14 protein-coding genes and 3 rRNA genes are annotated in these 18,443 nt (G+C 65.0%); 4 read left to right on the forward strand and 13 right to left on the reverse strand.

Annotation, left to right across the window (positions count from 1 at the left end; translation table 11 throughout):
• Positions 1–580: 580 nt before the first annotated feature.
• The gene (locus tag F4561_RS22015; RefSeq protein WP_312885438.1) at positions 581–1,099 is read left to right on the forward strand and encodes an AAA family ATPase; all 519 of its coding nucleotides are present in this window, start codon (positions 581–583) and stop codon (positions 1,097–1,099) included.
• 215 nt (positions 1,100–1,314) lie between these two features.
• Here F4561_RS22015 and rrf read toward each other — a convergent pair.
• The 12 genes from rrf to clpS all read right to left on the reverse strand — a co-directional run bounded on the left by rrf (position 1,315) and on the right by clpS (position 13,522).
• A 5S ribosomal RNA gene (rrf, locus tag F4561_RS22020) occupies positions 1,315–1,433 on the reverse strand.
• Between the two features lie 78 nt (positions 1,434–1,511).
• Positions 1,512–4,596, reverse strand: a 23S ribosomal RNA gene (locus F4561_RS22025).
• Between the two features lie 535 nt (positions 4,597–5,131).
• Positions 5,132–6,668 (reverse strand): 16S ribosomal RNA (locus F4561_RS22030).
• Together the 16S, 23S and 5S rRNA genes form the textbook arrangement of a ribosomal RNA operon.
• A gap of 670 nt (positions 6,669–7,338) precedes the next feature.
• A complete protein-coding gene (gene rdgB / locus F4561_RS22035; protein WP_184581252.1) occupies positions 7,339–7,965 on the reverse strand; it encodes an RdgB/HAM1 family non-canonical purine NTP pyrophosphatase in 627 nt (208 codons plus the stop codon).
• Positions 7,966–8,682, reverse strand: coding sequence for a ribonuclease PH (rph, locus tag F4561_RS22040; protein WP_184581253.1), 717 nt, complete (start codon positions 8,680–8,682; stop codon positions 7,966–7,968).
• Positions 8,683–8,776: 94 nt separating this feature from the next.
• Complete coding sequence (locus F4561_RS22045; RefSeq protein WP_184581254.1) at positions 8,777–9,526, reverse strand: MBL fold metallo-hydrolase; 750 nt, start codon at positions 9,524–9,526, stop codon at positions 8,777–8,779.
• A 222-nt stretch (positions 9,527–9,748) separates the two neighbouring features.
• On the reverse strand, positions 9,749–10,555 hold the full coding sequence (locus tag F4561_RS22050; RefSeq protein ID WP_246437259.1) for a thioesterase family protein: 807 nt from the start codon (positions 10,553–10,555) through the stop codon (positions 9,749–9,751).
• A 77-nt stretch (positions 10,556–10,632) separates the two neighbouring features.
• On the reverse strand, positions 10,633–11,580 hold the full coding sequence (locus F4561_RS22055) for a PLP-dependent cysteine synthase family protein (protein WP_184581255.1): 948 nt from the start codon (positions 11,578–11,580) through the stop codon (positions 10,633–10,635).
• Positions 11,581–11,585: 5 nt separating this feature from the next.
• Positions 11,586–11,864: a MoaD/ThiS family protein gene (locus F4561_RS22060; RefSeq protein WP_184581256.1), complete on the reverse strand. Its 279-nt coding sequence runs from the start codon at positions 11,862–11,864 to the stop codon at positions 11,586–11,588.
• Between the two features lie 297 nt (positions 11,865–12,161).
• Positions 12,162–12,575: a M67 family metallopeptidase gene (locus F4561_RS22065; protein ID WP_281384108.1), complete on the reverse strand. Its 414-nt coding sequence runs from the start codon at positions 12,573–12,575 to the stop codon at positions 12,162–12,164.
• Positions 12,576–12,642: 67 nt separating this feature from the next.
• Positions 12,643–13,185, reverse strand: coding sequence for a DUF2017 domain-containing protein (locus tag F4561_RS22070; RefSeq protein ID WP_184581257.1), 543 nt, complete (start codon positions 13,183–13,185; stop codon positions 12,643–12,645).
• A 46-nt stretch (positions 13,186–13,231) separates the two neighbouring features.
• A complete protein-coding gene (gene clpS / locus F4561_RS22075; protein WP_184581258.1) occupies positions 13,232–13,522 on the reverse strand; it encodes an ATP-dependent Clp protease adapter ClpS in 291 nt (96 codons plus the stop codon).
• A gap of 151 nt (positions 13,523–13,673) precedes the next feature.
• On the opposite strand from clpS, the gene F4561_RS22080 reads away from it, so the two are divergent.
• From F4561_RS22080 to F4561_RS22090, 3 genes are all read left to right on the forward strand, one after another.
• Positions 13,674–14,990, forward strand: coding sequence for a nicotinate phosphoribosyltransferase (locus F4561_RS22080; RefSeq protein WP_184581259.1), 1,317 nt, complete (start codon positions 13,674–13,676; stop codon positions 14,988–14,990).
• 22 nt (positions 14,991–15,012) lie between these two features.
• Entirely contained in the window at positions 15,013–15,585 is a 573-nt protein-coding gene (locus tag F4561_RS22085) for an isochorismatase family protein (protein WP_184581260.1), read from the forward strand.
• Between the two features lie 178 nt (positions 15,586–15,763).
• A complete protein-coding gene (locus tag F4561_RS22090; RefSeq protein ID WP_184581261.1) occupies positions 15,764–17,056 on the forward strand; it encodes a PucR family transcriptional regulator in 1,293 nt (430 codons plus the stop codon).
• A gap of 74 nt (positions 17,057–17,130) precedes the next feature.
• Here the strand turns inward: F4561_RS22090 and ccrA are convergent, their stop codons facing one another.
• Positions 17,131–18,441 carry a crotonyl-CoA carboxylase/reductase gene (gene ccrA, locus F4561_RS22095; protein WP_184581262.1) on the reverse strand — a complete coding sequence of 437 codons (1,311 nt, stop codon included), beginning with the start codon at positions 18,439–18,441 and terminating at the stop codon, positions 17,131–17,133.
• Positions 18,442–18,443: the final 2 nt, after the last annotated feature.

An 18,443-nucleotide genomic window follows, 5' to 3' on the forward strand; every position in this document is an offset into this window, starting at 1 on the left:
CGAGGAAGAAGCCTCGCTGGCGGGGTCGCCCGCGATCTCGGCAGAGTCGTGCTCAGCTCCACTCTCCTGGGGGACGTTGGCCTCGTCCGCAGGAGTGTCCTGTGTGTCGGGATTCCCGGCTTCAGGGCGCGGCTCGGGGCCGCCCTCGCCGTGTCTGCTCTCGCTCAGTTGGTCGCCCCCTGGAAATCTCGATCTCCGGCCATACGTCCGCATACATAGGACGCGAGCGTGGGCCGGATCGGTTCACCGAAAATCTCGGGTGATGGATCGGCGCTGTGGAGGGAACCGCCGATTACGCTCCCCAATACGATACCCGCACCCATCATCACCGGTACCGCAGTATCAGCAGCCCGGCATCCCTCGTGGGGCCTCCCGAAGACGTGAACCACCAACTACGTACCGCGATCGCCGTGGCCGTGATGGGTGCTGGAGGGCCGAGAAGCTTACGGCAGGTAACCACGGCACGGTTTCCCGGTCGAACGAAGCCTGCGATCGAATGCGCCCCTCGCTGCCACTCCAAACACATCAACCAAAATGGAGGTTCTTCCGCATGTGTTCGGAATCGACATGTTTCATTGTCGTGACCGGCGGCCCGGGTTCCGGGAAGACCGCGTTGATCAACCGGCTACGGGAGGCGGGCTATGCGACCGCCGACGAGGCGGGACGCGGAGTCATCCAGGACCAGGAAGCTATCGGAGGCCTCGCTCTGCCCTGGGTCGATCCGGAGGCGTTCGCGGAGCTGATGCTGTGCTGGGAAATGCGCTCCTACCGAACCGCCACACGAGAGAAAGCACGAACTGTTTTCTTTGACCGTGGAATCCCGGACATCGTCGGGTACCTACGCCTGGAAAAACGTCCCGTCCCAAACCATATCAACGTGGCCGCCCAATCGTTTCGGTACCATTCTCGCGTCTTCATCGCACCCCCATGGCGCGAGATCTACGAACAGGACGACGAACGAAAACAGACATTCGAGGAAGCTGAACGGACTTACGAGTCAATGGTCGGCACCTATACCGAGTACGGCTACGAGCTGACGGAGCTTGGCCGCACCTCGACCGAGGAACGGTTCCGGTTCATCCTGGACACTCTCCACTGACTTCAGAGAAGCCCTGACCTGGAATTTCATCAACTAGGGCGCGCCATCTCCACACTTCGGCCGCTCAGCCCGCGTCGGGGGTGATCGTGGGGGGTTCTCGGTGCGAAGGCCCCCGCGGGTCGGGGGCGCCACCACTCCGATTCACACGCGCACAAACAGGGGCATGAAAATAAGGAGGGGTGGGAGCTGTGCTCCCACCCCTCCTTTTGGGGTAATCGTGGCGGTGTCCTACTCTCCCACCCCACACCATGGGGGCAGTACCATCGGCGCTGTGGGGCTTAACGACCGGGTTCGGAACGGGTCCGGGTGTTTCCCCCACGCTATGGCCACCACGAAACTCACCTGATTTGTGGATCCCCACCCACGCGCGGGCGTGTGTGGGGGTGTGTGTGCGCGAGTGTCCAGCATCTGCGGTGGGCAAGCCCTCGGCCGATTAGTACCGGTCAGCTCCACCCCTCACAGGGCTCCCACTTCCGGCCTATCAACCCCATCATCTCTGGGAAGCCTTACCCCCCATAGGGGTGGGAGACCTCATCTTGAAGCGTGTTTCCCACTTAGATGCTTTCAGCGGTTACCACATCCAGACGTAGCCAACCAGCCATGCCCTTGGCAGGACAACTGGCACACCAGAGGTCTGTCCATCCCGGTCCTCTCGTACTAGGGACAGCCCTTCACAAGTCTCCAACGCGCGCAGCGGATAGGGACCGAACTGTCTCACGACGTTCTAAACCCAGCTCGCGTGCCGCTTTAATGGGCGAACAGCCCAACCCTTGGGACCAACTCCAGCCCCAGGACGCGACGAGCCGACATCGAGGTGCCAAACCATCCCGTCGATACGGACTCTTGGGGAAGATCAGCCTGTTATCCCCGGGGTACCTTTTAGCCGTTGAGCGACGCCACTTCCACACGCCGGCGCCGGATCACTAGGCCCTGCTTTCGCACCTGCTCGACACGTCCGTCTCACAGTCAAGCTCCCTTATGCCCTTACACACACCACCTGATTACCAACCAGGCCGAGGGAACCATTGGGCGCCTCCGTTACCATTTAGGAGGCAACCGCCCCAGTTAAACTACCCACCAGACACTGTCCCCCACCCGGATCACGGGCGCGGGTTAGGTGCTCGACAAGGCAAGAGTGGTATTTCACCAACGCCTCCACCACCACTAGCGTGGCCGCTTCACCGGCTCCCACCTATCCTACACAAACCATCCCAAACACCAATATCAAGCTATAGTGAAGGTCCCGGGGTCTTTCCGTCCTGCTGCGCGAAACGAGCATCTTTACTCGTAGTGCAATTTCACCGGGCCCATGGTTGAGACAGCGGGGAAGTCGTTACGCCATTCGTGCAGGTCGGAACTTACCCGACAAGGAATTTCGCTACCTTAGGATGGTTATAGTTACCACCGCCGTTTACCGGCGCTTAGATTCCCAGCTTCACCCCTAAAGAGCTAACCGGTCCTCGTAACGTTCCGGCACCGGGCAGGCGTCAGTCCGTATACCGCGTCTTACGACTTCGCACGGACCTATGTTTTTAGTAAACAGTCGCTTCCCCCTGGTATCTGCGACCCCACCCAGCTCAAAGAGCTACGTCTCATCACCAGACAGGGCTCCCCTTCTCCCAAAGTTACGGGGACAATTTGCCGAATTCCTTAACCATGGTTCACCCGAACGCCTCGGTCTACTCAACCAGACCACCTGCGTCGGTTTCGGGTACGGGCCGCCCACGAACTCGCTAGAGGCTTTTCTCGGCAGCACGGGATCACCCACTTCGCCACACACGGCTCGACATCACGCCTCACCCCTATGCGGCCCGGATTTCCCTGGGCCGCGGGCCACACGCTTATCCCGGGAACTACCATCGCCCGGGCTGGGCTACCCCACTGCGTCACCCCATCACTGACCACCCACCAACATCGGACCCCACACCACACACGCGACCTTCCCGAAAGAAGATCCGCACGCAGTTGTGGTTAGCATCAGTTGGCAGCGGTATGGGACGCTCGCGAACGGGTACGGGAATATCAACCCGTCATCCATCGACTACGCCTGTCGGCCTCGCCTTAGGCCCCGACTCACCCTGGGCGGATCAACCTGCCCCAGGAACCCTTAGTCACTCGGCGCCAGTGTTTCTCACACTGGTATCGCTACTCATGCCTGCATTCTCACTCGCACCCACTCCACACCCGGTCACCCGAACGCTTCACCGCGGGCACGACGCTCCCCTACCAACCCCCCAACCGGGGGGCTCCACAGCTTCGGCGGTGTACTTAAGCCCCGCTACATTATCGGCGCAGAACCACTTGACCAGTGAGCTATTACGCACTCTTTCAAGGATGGCTGCTTCTAAGCCAACCTCCTGGTTGTCTGGGCAACTCCACAACCTTACCCACTCAGCACACGCTTAGGGGCCTTAGCTGATGATCTGGGCTGTTTCCCTCTCGACCACGGAGCTTATCCCCCGCAGTCTCACTGCCGCGCTCACACCCATTGGCATTCGGAGTTTAGCTGACATCAGTAACCCGCAAAGGCCCATCAACCAACCAGTCGCTCTACCTCCAACAGGAACCACACGACGCTGCACCTAAATGCATTTCGGGGAGAACCAGCTATCACAGGGTTTGATTGGCCTTTCACCCCTACCCACACCTCATCCCCCAGGTTTTCAACCCTGGTGGGTTCGGGCCTCCACGACCTCTTACAGCCGCTTCACCCTGGACATGGGTAGATCACCCCGCTTCGGGTCTCCAGCACGCGACTCAAACGCCCCTTTAAGACTCGCTCTCGCTACGGCTCCCCCACACGGGTTAACCTCGCCACGCACCACAACTCGCAGGCTCATTCTTCAAAAGGCACGCCATCACACCCACAGGTGCTCTGACGGCTTGACAGCACACGGTTTCAGGTACTCTTTCACCACCCCTCACCGGGGCACTTTTCACCTTTCCCTCACGGTACTCGTCCACTATCGGTCACCAGGACGTATTCAGGCTTGACAGGTGGTCCTGCCAGATTCACACGAAATTCCACGAGCTCCGCGCTACTCGGGACCATGCCCCAGACATCATGTCAGACCTTCGCCTACGGGACTCTCACCCACTCCGGCACCGCATTCCAACGGCTTCAACTACCCCAACACAACACCCGCCCAGCCGGCAGACCAGACACAGGCACATCCCACAACCCCACACACGCAACAGCCGCCGCCTATCCCACGCGCATGGTTTAGCCACATCCCCATTCGCTCACCACTACTAAGGGAATCACATATTGTTTTCTCTTCCCGCGGGTACTGAGATGTTTCACTTCCCCGCGTCACCACCACTGCCCTATACATTCAGACAGCAGCAACCCGACACAACTCGAGCTAGGTTTCCCCATTCGGACACCCACGGATCACAGCCTGGTTGACAACTCCCCGTGGACTATCGCGGCCTCCCACGTCCTTCATCGGCGCCTGGTGCCAAGGCATCCACCGTATGCCACACACACTTGACCACCACAGATACAAGACACTCGCGCACACTATCCACAAATCAAAAAACCAACCACACACCCAACCACAACCCCACGGCCACACCCGAAAGCCCCTCCAGCACACACACGCCAGAAACCGACAATCAAGCCCGACCACCAGGCACACCCACGCACCAGCAAGCACGCCCAGACCAGAACAGGCCCAGACACCACTCACCCGAGCGCGTCGCACCACAGGGTCTTCGTCAGGGTGGTCACCAAAAAAGCCACCACCACCGCCACGTCCAGACACCCACACACGCAGGCACCCACACGCACACGGCCAGGGTTGCTCTCTCAGACACCCAACAGCGCGCCCCCCACCCCCACACAGCAGCTACCAGCCACCACACAGAGAAAGAGGGGGAAGTTTGTTTCCTCTTCAGCCACCCGGTCGGCCCTCCCCCGGGCCAGAACCCCACAACGGGGCCCCGATCCTCACGAGGCAGCACCAACTCCACATTCACCAAGCCCACCCGGGAGCACCCACACGGATGCCACCCTGTCGGGCTCCTTAGAAAGGAGGTGATCCAGCCGCACCTTCCGGTACGGCTACCTTGTTACGACTTCGTCCCAATCGCCAGCCCCACCTTCACGCGCTCCCCCCACCAAGTGGTTAGGCCACACGTTTCGGGTGTTGCCAACTTTCATGACGTGACGGGCGGTGTGTACAAGGCCCGGGAACGTATTCACCGCGGCACTGCTGATCCGCGATTACTAGCGACTCCACCTTCATAGGGTCGAGTTGCAGACCCCAATCCGAACTGAGACCGGCTTTTCGGGATTCGCTCCACCTCACGGCATCGCCCACCCGCTGTACCGGCCATTGTAGCATGTTTGCAGCCCAAGACATAAGGGGCATGATGACTTGACGTCATCCCCACCTTCCTCCGAGTTGACCCCGGCAGTCTCCCATGAGTCCCCACCATCACGTGCTGGCAACACAGGACAAGGGTTGCGCTCGTTGCGGGACTTAACCCAACATCTCACGACACGAGCTGACGACAGCCATGCACCACCTGTCACCCACCAACCAAATGACCCCACATCTCTGCAGGTCCACAGGCAATGTCAAGCCTTGGTAAGGTTCTTCGCGTTGCGTCGAATTAAGCAACATGCTCCGCCGCTTGTGCGGGCCCCCGTCAATTCCTTTGAGTTTTAGCCTTGCGGCCGTACTCCCCAGGCGGGGCGCTTAATGCGTTAGCTACGGCACGGAAACCGTGGAAAGTCCCCACACCTAGCGCCCAACGTTTACAGCATGGACTACCAGGGTATCTAATCCTGTTCGCTACCCACGCTTTCGCTCCTCAGCGTCAGGTAAGGCCCAGAGACCCGCCTTCGCCACCGGTGTTCCTCCTGATATCTGCGCATTTCACCGCTACACCAGGAATTCCAGTCTCCCCTACCTACCTCAAGCATGCCCGTATCCACTGCACACCCACAGTTAAGCCGCGGGCTTTCACAGCAGACGCGACACGCCGCCTACGAGCTCTTTACGCCCAATAATTCCGGACAACGCTCGGACCCTACGTATTACCGCGGCTGCTGGCACGTAGTCAGCCGGTCCTTATTCCCCCCCTACAGTCAACCCCGAGAACACCCGAAGCCTTCGCCAAGAGGAAAAGAGGTTTACAACCCGAAGGCCGTCATCCCCCACGCGGCGTCGCTGCGTCAGGCTTTCGCCCATTGCGCAAGATTCCCCACTGCTGCCTCCCGCAGGAGTCTGGGCCGTGTCTCAGTCCCAGTGTGGCCGGTCGCCCTCTCAGGCCGGCTACCCGTAATCGCCTTGGTGAGCCATCACCCCACCAACAAGCTGATAGGCCGCGAGCCCATCCCCAACCAGAAAAAACCTTTCCACCCCCCACCATGCGGCACGAGGTCCTATCCGGTATTAGACCGCGTTTCCACGGCTTATCCCAGAGTCAGGGGCAGGTCACTCACGTGTTACTCACCCGTTCGCCACTCACCACCCCCAAAAGAGATGGCGCGTTCGACTTGCATGTGTTAAGCACGCCGCCAGCGTTCGTCCTGAGCCAGGATCAAACTCTCCATCAAAGGCCACACACCCCCACACCCAGGCACAAACGCACCTACACGCAGGGGCAAACCTCGAAGAAAATCAACCCTGACCAACCACAACACCCACACCACACAGGCATGAAGCGCCATGGCCAACCAAAGGAACCCCACAACACCCCCACACAAGGGGGCATCACACAGGGGCCAAAAAACAAACATGGCTAAAGAAAAACAAACACGCGCTGTTGAGTTCTCAAAGAACAACCACCCACCCCACACAAGCCAACCACCCAAAAACCCAGGCAGCCAACTCTTCAGAAGCAGCGGCAATCCAATTTTTCAATCTTTGGTTACGCTATCAAGGCACGACCATTCTCGCCAAATTGGCTTTGTCTGGTCGAAATCTCCCGAAAGCGGCGCCTTACGGACTTGCATCCGTCTTGGCGCGGGAACCACTCCAGAGTCTACCGGACCGGAATCAATGCCTCGACCGGTTCTTCTTGGCCGGAAGCACTCTCAGTCCGCCTCAGCGCTGGTCTGTGGCAACCCGACCGATGTTACCCGAAGATGCCCGTCCACGCGAACCAACGAGCGAGAGGCCACGTCGGGCACGTATCCCGAGATCCGAGACGCCGGTTCTGCACTGGGATGTCCGGACGTGCCCGCCATCCCAATACGCACCGGACGTCTGCGACTCCCGAGCGTGCTAACCCAGTACTTCCCAAACACGCTCGGCCAACAGGCGAAACGCCCTGCCGCGGTGACTGATCGCGTTCTTCTCCGCCGCGCTCATCTCCGCTGTGGTCCTGGACTCACCTTCGGGGACAAAGATCGGGTCGTAGCCGAAGCCCTCGCCGCCATGCGGCTCGCCGATGAGCGATCCGCGCAGCACCCCCTCGACGACACCCTCCGTGCCGTTCGGAAGGACGAACGCGGCAGCGCACACGAACTCGGCGCCGCGTCGCTCCTGGGGGGTGTCCGCGAGCTGGTCGAGCACCAACTCGAGGTTGGCCCGGTCCATCTCGCCCGACTGCTCCCCGAACCGTCCCGACCAGCGGGCCGACAGGACACCAGGCATCCCGTTCAACGCGTCGACGCGCAGGCCGGAATCGTCGGCGAGCGCGGGCAGGCCTGTGTACTGCGCCACAGCGCGCGCCTTGAGCAACGCGTTCCCCGAGAACGTCGGTTCGGTCTCGGGGACAGCGGGCATCCCGGGGTACCCGTCGAGCCCGACCAGTTCGGCGTCCAGACCAGCCCCGGTGAGGATCGCCTGGATCTCCGGGACCTTCTTCGTGTTGCGGGTCGCGAGGACGATCGTGCTGGAACCGCTCATTCAGGCCAGAGCCTTCGTCTGCGTCTCACTCAGCTCACCGCAGCCGTGCAGGGCGAGGTCCAACAGGCCGTCCAGAGCCGCGCGGTCGAAGGGCTCCCCCTCGGCCGTGCCCTGGACCTCGATGAACTTGCCGTCACCAGTGACAACAACGTTCATGTCGGTCTGCGCGACAGCGTCCTCCAGGTAGTTCAGGTCAAGGCGCGACTGCCCCTGGACAATGCCGACACTGACCGCCGAGACCGTGCCGGCCAGCGGGTTGTTCTTCAGATTGCGCTTCTTGCGCAGGTACTTCAGGCCGTCGGCGAGCGCCACATACGCGCCCGTGATGGCGGCGGTCCGGGTGCCGCCATCGGCCTGCAGCACATCGCAGTCCAGCGTGATGGTGTGCTCCCCCATCGCCTTGAAGTCCACGACAGCGCGCAGGGAACGGCCGATGAGGCGGGAGATCTCATGGGTACGCCCACCGATCTTGCCCTTCACCGACTCCCGCGCCCCGCGGGTGTCGGTCGACCGGGGGAGCATCGCGTACTCAGCGGTCACCCAGCCCTCGCCGGTACCTCGGCGCCACCGCGGTACACCGTCCTCAACGGTCGCGGCGCACAGCACGCGGGTGTCGCCGAACTCGATGAGTGCGGAGCCTTCGGCGTGGCGAAGCCAGCTACGGGTGATGGTTACGGGCCGGAGTTCATTCGGAGCGCGTCCGTCGGGTCGAGCCATGAATCGAGCCTATCGGTAACAGGAAGTAATCCTGTCGAGCTCGTCGGAATTCGTTCAACCAAGAGCGTGGGCGGCAACGACCGCGGGCCGGTGCTCAACCGAGCTCGTACACCATGCCCGGCCGGGCCAGCTCGATCCGGCCGTCGAACGTGCCCTGCGCCTCGTTCAAGGTGCACTCGTCGTCGTTCCACGGCACCAGGTGGGTCAGCACCAGTTGGTCGGCTCCGGCCCGCTGCGCGGCCTCCCCGGCCTCGCTCCCGGTGAGGTGCATGTCCTTCGGATGGTCCAGATGGTCGTGGAACGACGCCTCGCACAGGAACAGGTCGGCGTCTCGCGCGAGCCCCACGAGCTCGTCGCAGCTACCGGTGTCACCCGAGTAGGTGAGCACCTTGCCGTTGTGTTCCAGCCGAATCCCGAAGGCGTCGACCGGATGGTTGACCTGGGCGAGGTCTATCGCGAACGGCCCGATGCGCAGGTTCCCGGCCGTGACCTCGCGGAACTCGAAGGTCTCGGTCATGCCGGGGTCCGGGTCGAGACCGTAGGCCTCTGCCATCCGCTCGGCCACCCCCGCAGGTCCGTAGACGGGAATGGGCGGCTTCGGGCCGCCGGGCGCGAATCTGCGGGCGACCCAGTACGAGCACAGATCCAAGCAGTGATCGGCGTGCAGGTGGCTGAGGTAGACCGCGTCGACGCGGTACATGTCCGTGTATCGCTGCAACGCCCCGAGCGCCCCGTTGCCCAAGTCGAGCACCAGGCGGAACCCCTCTGCCTCAACGAGGTAACAGGAGGCGGGGCTATCGGGGCCGGGAAAGCTTCCGGATGAGCCAATGATGGTGAGTCGCACGTCGCATATGCCTTTTCGAATGAGGTGCCTCCGCGGAGAACGCGGTGACCGAGTGTGCCGCAGGATGGCCGTACCCGAGTTCTCCGTGTTACGGGTCTACCCCAATCATGGCTTCGGTGGTGCCAAATGTGGGGTGCCTCTCACGCGTTGTCGCTCACACGCTCCGCGGCTCCGCGCTCACCGCGGGATCCCAGCGCCGTGTCCGGCGTGCCGACGAAGGCCTTACCTGCCGACTCGGGCGAGCTGGCGCGCCTGCGCGACGAGCCGGCCCTTCACGTCCCAGAGGTCGACCGCCTCGTCGAACCATCCGTCGTTCACCGAGTTGGTGCGGGAGAGGAACATGAGCGGGCCCGGTTCGGGGACAGCGCGCATGAGCCACGTCAGCTCGACGGTTGGGGCCCACCGCCAGGAGTCGAGCACGGTGACCACCGGCGGCAGGGCGTCAACGGCGAGCGGCAGAAAGTCGCTCGGGTTCGCGCTCGGGCCGCCGTCGCGGCTGCTGAGCTGGATATAGCCGCCGAGTTCTGGGATCCGCTCCGAGCTCTCGCCTTCGAGGCGCCGCATGGACTCCGGGGTGAAGTACTGCTCGACGCGGTCCGGGAACCCCGACGCCGCACTGGTGCGTTCGCGCGGGTCGAACCGCCCGCATCGCTCCATGGGCGGCAGGTCCGGCTGCGCCGCCTCGTACTCGGGTGCCGCGGCCGGATCCAGGGTTCCCGCCGCGATGGTGCCGGAGATGAGCAGCGCACCGTTCTGGCTCGCCGTGACCTGGTACGTGCTTACGGTGCGCCCAGTCTTGAGCGGGGTCACCGCGATGTCGGCCGGCCCCGCCGAGGCTGGCCGAAGGAAGACGTAGGAGGAGGAGACGGGGTGCGGGTGCTGGGAGCCGGTCAGCGCGGCGCGCTGCATGACCGCCATGACGTACCCGCCATTCATCGCGCTTCCGATGAGGTACCCGGCGTCAAGCTCGGCCGTGAAGTGGCCGCCACCGGCGTCGGTGACGGTCGTTGCGGTATCGAATCGCGTCATGCAGCCCATTGAACCGAACGGCGTCGCGCGCCCCATAGGCCGGGTCCCGAACCGTGCGGTGCGGGACCCGGCGCCGATCAGGCCCAGAGCTGGCCGTCGAGCCGCTCGGCGGCCTCTTCGAGGCTTCCTTCGTAGGCACCGGTCGACAGGTACTTCCACCCGGCGTCCGCGATGACGAAGGCGATGTCGGCGCGTTCCCCCGCTTTCTCGGCCTTGCGCGCCACTCCCAGGGCCGCGTGCAGCGCGCCGCCCGTGGAGATCCCGGCGAAGATGCCCTCGTAGGTGAGTAGTTCGCGGGTGCGCCGCAGGGCAGCGTCGGCCGGGACCGAGAACCGCGTGGTCAGCACGCTCTCGTCGTAGAGCTCGGGGACGAAGCCCTCGTCCAGGTTGCGCAGCCCGTAGACAAGCTCGCCGTAGCGCGGCTCGGCGGCCACGATCTGCGCGCCGGGCCGATGCTCGCGCAGGTAGCGCCCGACCCCCATCAGCGTCCCGGTGGTGCCGAGACCGGCCACAAAGTGCGTGATGCCCGGCAGATCGGCGAGCAGTTCAGGGCCGGTGGTCTCGTAGTGCGCACGGGCGTTGGCGGGATTGCCGTACTGGTAGAGCATCACCCAGTCGGGGTGCTCCCCGGCCATCTGTTTGGCCACCCGCACGGCTTCGTTCGATCCGCCCTCAGCCGCGGAGAAGTGGATCTCGGCGCCCCACATCTCCAGCAACTGCCTGCGCTCGGCTGACGTGTTCTCGGGCATCACGCAGACCATGCGGTAGCCGCGCAGCTTGGCGACCATCGCCAGTGAGATGCCGGTGTTTCCGGAGGTGGGCTCCAGGATCGTGCACCCCGGCGTGAGCCGGTCGTCCTTCTCCGCCTGCTCGATCATGGCGAACGCGACGCGGTCCTTGATCGAGCCAGTGGGGTTGCGGTCCTCAAGCTTGGCCCACAGCCGCACATCGGGCGAGGGCGACAGCCCCGGGAGACCCACGAGCGGGGTCCCGCCGAGGGAGTCGAGGAGCGAGTCGTAGCGCATGGCGGTCAGCGCATGCCGCCGGCAACAGCCGGCAGCACGGTCACGGTGTCGCCGTCAGCGACGGGGGACTCGATACCGCCGAGGAAGCGCACGTCCTCGTCGTTCAGGTACACGTTGATGAATCGGCGAAGCTTGCCGTCCTCGACGATGCGTTCGGCGAGACCGGGGTGCCGCTTGTCAAGGTCGGTGATCAGCTCACCGAGAGTGCTGCCTTCGCCCTCGACGGCCTTGGCGCCGTCGGTCAGATTGCGCAGAATCGTGGGAATGCGGACCTCGATGGCCATGAACGTCTCTCCGTGACATCTCTTAGGGGCGTGAACCGCGGTTCGTTCTCGCGGGCCGTGGCAGCACGACCTGGGTCGTGTCTGGCGAACCGTTTCGGGCCCGCGGCCGCCGGGCTTCCTCTCGCTGCGCCGATGCCGCTTGCCCAGCCAACCAGGATGCGCTGCGCGAATCGTCGTGCGAGAGATTGCCTGGGCGGCCGCTCGCTGATCCGAAAGCCTCCACCAAACACTCCCTAGCTGCGTACGTTTTCAACATGGGCCGCCCGCCGGTGATTCCCACCAGGCCCATGCGGGCTGTCAGGCGGGCTCGACGATCTCGACCGGTTCCTCGGTTACCTCGCCATCTACGATCCGGTACGACCGGAACTCCACTGTCTCGGGCTCGCGCGTGGAGACCAGCACGTAGTGCGCACCCGGTTCGGAGGCGAGGGAGATGTCGGTACGCGATGGGTATGCCTCGGTCGCGGAGTGCGAGTGGTAGATGACCACCGGCGCCTCGTCCCGGTCGTCCATCTCGCGCCAGACCTTGAGCTGTTCGATGGAGTCGAACCGGTAGAAGGTCGGGGAGCGTTCCGCGTTGACCATCTCGATGAACCGTTCGGGGCGGTCGGAGCCCTCGGGCCCGGCGACCACGCCGCATGCCTCGTCAGGGTGGTCGCGGCGGGCATGGGCCACGATCTTCTGGTAGATCGAGCGATCAATCCTCAGCATGGCTCTCAGAGTACCGGAGAAAATATTCATACCCACTCGCTGGGTATGAATTGTTACGAGGGCCGCTCTACCTCGGGCCCGTGCGGAACAGCGTCTCCACCAGACTCTCCTGCAGGGCGCCGAGCCAGTCGTAGAGGTGGAGGGCGGCGGAGCCGGAGTCGTTGCCCCGAGCGAAGGAGCCGGAGCCCTCTTCGGAGACCTCCAGGCGGGTACCCAGCGCGAGGCGGATGTCGTTGAGCGACTTCATCCACGCGTGCGCGTCGTCGGGTCCCAGCGTGATCCGCCCTTTCGACTCCGGAAGCGAGCCCAGCAGCGTTTCAGCGTTGGCGCGCTTGCCCTCGCGAAGACTGTCCTCGGTGTAGCGGCGGAAGTCACCGGCCGCCTCGTTGTCGTCGTTGTAGGCGTCGGGGAACAACCTGGCGAGCACGGGATCGTCGGACTTCTGCTCGTTCGTGCCAATCCCGACGAGCTCGGCGAATTCGTCCTTGGGGGGCGGCGGCTCGACGAGCTCCAGCACCAGGTTGGCCATGGAGCGCAGCACCGCCACCTCTTCCGCGTCAAGTTTGACGGTGACTCCGCCGTCACGAGTGGGCCGGAATCCGAAGGTCATCGATCAGCTCTGCCTCGCGTTGTCTGTGGCCGGGTTCCGACGGTCGCTACTTGTCCTGCTGGAGAGTGGCCCACAGGCCGTACTCGTGCAGCACCGCGACATCGCGCTCCATCTCCTCGCGGCTACCGCTGGAGACCACCGCGCGCCCCTTGTGGTGCACGTCGAGCATGAGCTTATGCGCTTTGCTCTTCGGGTAGCCGAACACCTGTTGGAAGACGTAGGTCACGTACGACATCAGGTTGACGGGATCGTTCCAGACGATCGTCACCCAGGGAAGTTCCGGCCGCACATCCTCCTCGATGTCCGGCCGCTCCAGCTCGGCCGGCGCCGTCGACATGGCTCCCTCACCTTCTTGTGTCCTCGTCAGCTCGCCACGCGAGGAGTGGCGCGTACGTGCTGTGCTTCCATTCTCCCATCGGGACGAGGGCCACCCGTGCGCGTGTTCCCGCCAATTTTGATACCGGGAGTCACAAACTAGGCTGGTTCCCATGACCGACGACTGGAGCAGCGCACTGCTCACCGACCGGTACGAGCTGACAATGCTGCAAGCGGCGCTCCACAGCGGCGCGGCGCACCGGCGATCCGTCTTCGAGATGTTCGCGCGCAGCCTCCCCGACGGCCGCCGCTACGGTGTGGTGGCCGGGACCGGACGCTTCCTGGAGGCACTGCGGCGGTTCCGGTTCGACACCGAGGTCCTCGACTATCTGGCTGATCACAGCATCGTGGACGACGACACCCTGCGTTGGCTCGCCGACTACCGCTTCTCCGGGGACATCTGGGGATACGCCGAAGGCGACTGCTACTTTCCGGGCTCCCCCATTCTGGTCGTCGACGGCACGTTCGCCGAGTCCGTGATCCTGGAGACGATCGCGCTGTCGATCTACAACCATGACTGCGCGATCGCGTCGGCCGCGTCGCGCATGGTGACCGCCGCCGGGGAGCGTCCACTGATCGAGATGGGGTCGCGCCGCACGCACGAGATGTCCGCTGTCGCCGCCGCCCGCACCTCCTACATCTGCGGGTTCACCAGCACCTCGAACCTTCAGGCGGGCCGCCTGTACCAGGTGCCAACGGCCGGGACCTCGGCGCACGCGTTCACGCTGCTGCACGACAATGAGCGCCACGCCTTCGACTCGCAGCTTCGGGCGCTGGGATCCGGCACCGCTCTTCTGGTGGACACCTACGACGTCGACCGCGCCGTGCGGTGCGCGCTCGAACTGGCCGGGCCGGAACTGGGCGGGGTGCGCCTCGACTCCGGCGACCTCGCCATGACGGCGGCGCGGGTCCGCAAGCTGCTCGATGAGAACGAGGCCTTCGACACCCGCATCGTCGTCACCGGGGACCTGGACGAGTACGCCATCCAGGCGCTGGCCGTCGCGCCGGTGGACGGCTACGGCGTGGGCACCGCGCTGGTCACCGGCTCCGGGGAACCCACCGCCTCCCTGGTGTACAAGCTGGTCGCCCGCGCGCGCGGCACTGACCCCGGCACACCGCTGGAGCCGGTCGCCAAGTGGTCGGTGGGCAAACCCAGCAAGGGCGGGCGCAAGTGGAGCGTGCGTCGGCTGGACGACAGCGGCACCGCCACCGCTGAGCTCGTCTACGACGCCGAACCGGAACCGGAGCCGCTGGCGCGCCCGTTGATGCGCCGCCTCGTGGCCAACGGCGAGGTCGTGGGCGAGGAGCCCGTGGAGGACGCCCGCGAGCGCCATGCCCGGTCACTGCGGGAACTACCGGAAACCGCGCAGCGCATGTCGCGCGGCGAGCCCGCGATACCCACCTACTTCGAGCAGAGCGTGTACACCTGACACGCGGGAAGGGAGACCTGCTATGCGGACACTGATCGTCGTCGATGTGCAGAACGACTTCTGCGAGGGCGGAAGTATGGGAGTCACGGGCGGCGCAAACGTCGCCTCGGCGGTCTCCCGCCTCATCGAGGAGCACCGCGGTGACTACGCGTACGTGGTCGCCACCCGCGACTACCACATCGACCCGGGCGCGCACTTCTCCGACCACCCGGACTTCGTGGACTCCTGGCCCCGGCACTGCGTTGTGGGGTCGTCCGGCGCCGAGTTCCATCCGGGCTTCGACGCCTCGGTGGCGGACGCCGTCTTCAGCAAGGGCGAGTACACGGCCGCCTACAGCGGTTTCGAGGGCGCGGCGGCCGACGGCTCCCTGCTGGCGGAGTGGCTGCGCCAGCGCGGCGTCACCGAAGTCGACGTCGTGGGGATCGCGACCGACCACTGCGTCCGGGCAACCGCGCTGGACGCGGCCGCCGCCGGGTTCACCACGCGCGTGCTGCTCGGCCTGACCGCGGGCGTCACCCGGGAAACGGTCGACTCCGCCCTACAGCAGATGCGCGACGCGGACGTGGCCCTGGATGGGGAACCCGTCGTGGCCTGATGCCGGGCACCGCACACCGGCGCCCCGCGCAATAGGGGGGAGCACAAGTAGGGGCCGCGTTCTTGTCACCCGGGTGACAAGAACGCGGCCCCTACTTGTGCGATACCGAGCATTGCGCACAGAAATCACATCACTATTGTTAGTGATCCTCCATATCCCCGATACGGCGGAGGTGGACATGCGTCCCGCAGCGAACACAGCGCAGTCCAACACCAACCCCCTGGCTGCGATCCCCCGTGAGATCGCGGATTATCTACGTCCCCACTTCGAAGGGGCGATCGACGAGGTCACCACGGAGATCCAGTCCAGCATCACCGAGTACGCGCGCCCCGACGACCCCACCTACCAGCACGCCACGCGTGCCGCGGTCACGGACGCGCTCCACGCGTTCCTGGACCAGATCGGTAACCCCGACCCGCCCAACGAGGAGCTGCGCGAACGGTTCCGCGAGCTGGGCGCGGGCGAGGCATACGAGGGACGCAGCCTGGACAGCCTGCAGACGGCCCTGCGAACGGGGGCCGTCACCACCTGGCGGCTGATCACCGAACTCCAGTTGTTGGAGCCGCTGGCGTTCCCCCGCCGCTACCTCGGGCCGATAGCGGAGTCCAAGTTCCTGTTCCAGCAGGAAATGGCCACCGCCGCGATGGAGGGCTACAACAGGGTGCAGGCGCGGGCCGTCGGCGAGCTGCAGCGCCGCCGCGGCCGGCTCCTCAGCCTGCTGCTCGCGGACACCCCGCCGGCCGCGGAGGCGATCGCCGAGCTCGCGCGGGCGGCCGAGTGGCGGCTGCCCACCAGGATCTCGGTGGTGGTACTACAAAGCCGCACCTCCGACGTCACCGGCGCCCCGGTACTACCCACGGATGTGCTCGCGGACTTCGACCGTCCCGACCCCTGCCTGGTGGTCCCCGACCCCGACGGGCCCGGGCGGCTGCGGTCGCTGGGCGCGGTGCTGCACAACTGGGAGGCCGCCGCTGGCCCCACTGTGGGGGTCACCCAGGCGGCGGAGTCCTACCGGCGGGCGCAGGACACGCTGGCGCTGGTGTGCGCCGGACAGTTGCCGCGCGACGGCGTCGTCCGGTGGAACGATCACCTGAGCACCCTGCTGCTGTTCCATGACCCCGAGCTCATGACCACCATGGCGGAGGTGCGTCTCGCCCCTCTGGAGGAGCTGCGCCCGACCCAGCGCGACCGGATGGCCGAGACCCTGCTGGCCCTGCTGCAGCAGGATTTCAACGCCAAGGAGGTGGCCTCCCGGCTGCACCTGCATCCGCAGACCGTGCGCTACCGGTTGCGGAACCTGCAGCGGCTTTTCGGCGAGCGGCTCCGCGACCCCGACGAACGGTTCGAGCTGGAGATGGTGTTACGGGCCCGCCGCATGACGGCCGAGGCCGAGGAGGTGGGACAGCACGACGCGCGTTGGCACCGCTCCGGCCCATCGGTCCGGAGCGTCCACGCCGGCTCGCCCGACTAGCGACCCGTTCGCGGTGCGTGCCGCCCACGGCCGGAACTCCTTTCCCCGCGCTGCGGCGGGCCCGTGTGCACGACTCACAGCTTGCGGAACAGCGTCAACCGCTCCTCGTCGATGCGCGCGCGAAGCTCGTGGTCCTCGATGCCGAGGCCGTCGTGTGGGGCCAGGCAGCGCACCGCCACCTTGCCGAGGTGCTCGCCGAGCTGGACGGACCGGGTCGCCTCCCCCGCCTCCTCCAGGGGGTGCGACGCTGACAGCGCGGGGATGAGCGCGCCCAGCGAGAAGAGCCGGTTCGTCTCGGCGGCCTCGGCCGGGCTCGCGCCATGGCTGCCCACGATGCTCTTGAGGTTCATCCACAGGTAGCGGTTGTCGTACTCGTGTCGGTAGCCACTACTGGAACCGCAGGTCACCACGGTTCCGCCGGAACGAGCCAGGAACACCGACGCGCTGAAGGTCTCCCGCCCGGTGTGCTCGAACACGATGTGCGGGTCCTCTCCCACCGCGTCGCGGATCGCCCTGCCGATGCGGCGCCACGTTTTCGGTTCGCGCAGGGCGCCATCGGTGTCGCCGAACTCCCGCCGGTCCAGGACGACGTCACAGCCCAGTTCGCGCACCAGGCGCGCCTTGCGGTCGGAGCTGACGACGGCCACCGGGATACCACCGCCGTTCTTGACGAGCTGCACGCCGTAGCTGCCCAGCCCGCCTGCCGCGCCCCAGAGCAGCACGATGTCGCCCTGCTTCATCCGAGCGCCGTGGGGGCCCACCAGCATGCGGTAGGCGGTCATGGCGCACAGTGTGTTGATCGCCGCTTCCTCCCAGGTCAGGTGGTTCGGCTTGGGCAGCAGCTGGTCCATCTTTACCACGGTGAAGTCAGCGAGGCCGCCGAAGTTGGTCTCGTACCCCCACGCCCGCGGGATCTTCGTGGTGTTGGCGGGGTTGAGCTCCGCGGAGTCGTCGGTGGAGGGGATGACCACGACCCGGTCGCCGGGTCTCCATTGGCGCACCGCCGATCCGGTGCGGACGATGATCCCGGCGGCGTCGGAGCCCACGACCTGATAGTCGAGGTCGTGGCGGGCCCCCCAGCGGTCCTGGCGGCCGTAGTGCTCCAGGAAGGTGAAGGTGGGCACCGGCTGGAACATGGCTGACCAGGCCGTGTTGTAGTTGATCCCGGACGCCATGACGGCGACAACCACCTCATCGGGCGCGAGCTCGGGGAAGCCGACCTCGCCCACGTGCATTGAGCGGCGGACGTCGGGGACGGCTTCGTCGCCGAACATCCCAACGTCCTCCTTGCGCAGGTAGACCGCGCGGAAGGTCTCGGGCAACGGGAGACGGGCGAGTTCCTCGCCCGGGGCGCCGGCGAGGACACCATCGACGAGTTCGGACATCA

Source organism: Lipingzhangella halophila, from assembly GCF_014203805.1.
GTDB classification, from domain to species: domain Bacteria; phylum Actinomycetota; class Actinomycetes; order Streptosporangiales; family Streptosporangiaceae; genus Lipingzhangella; species Lipingzhangella halophila.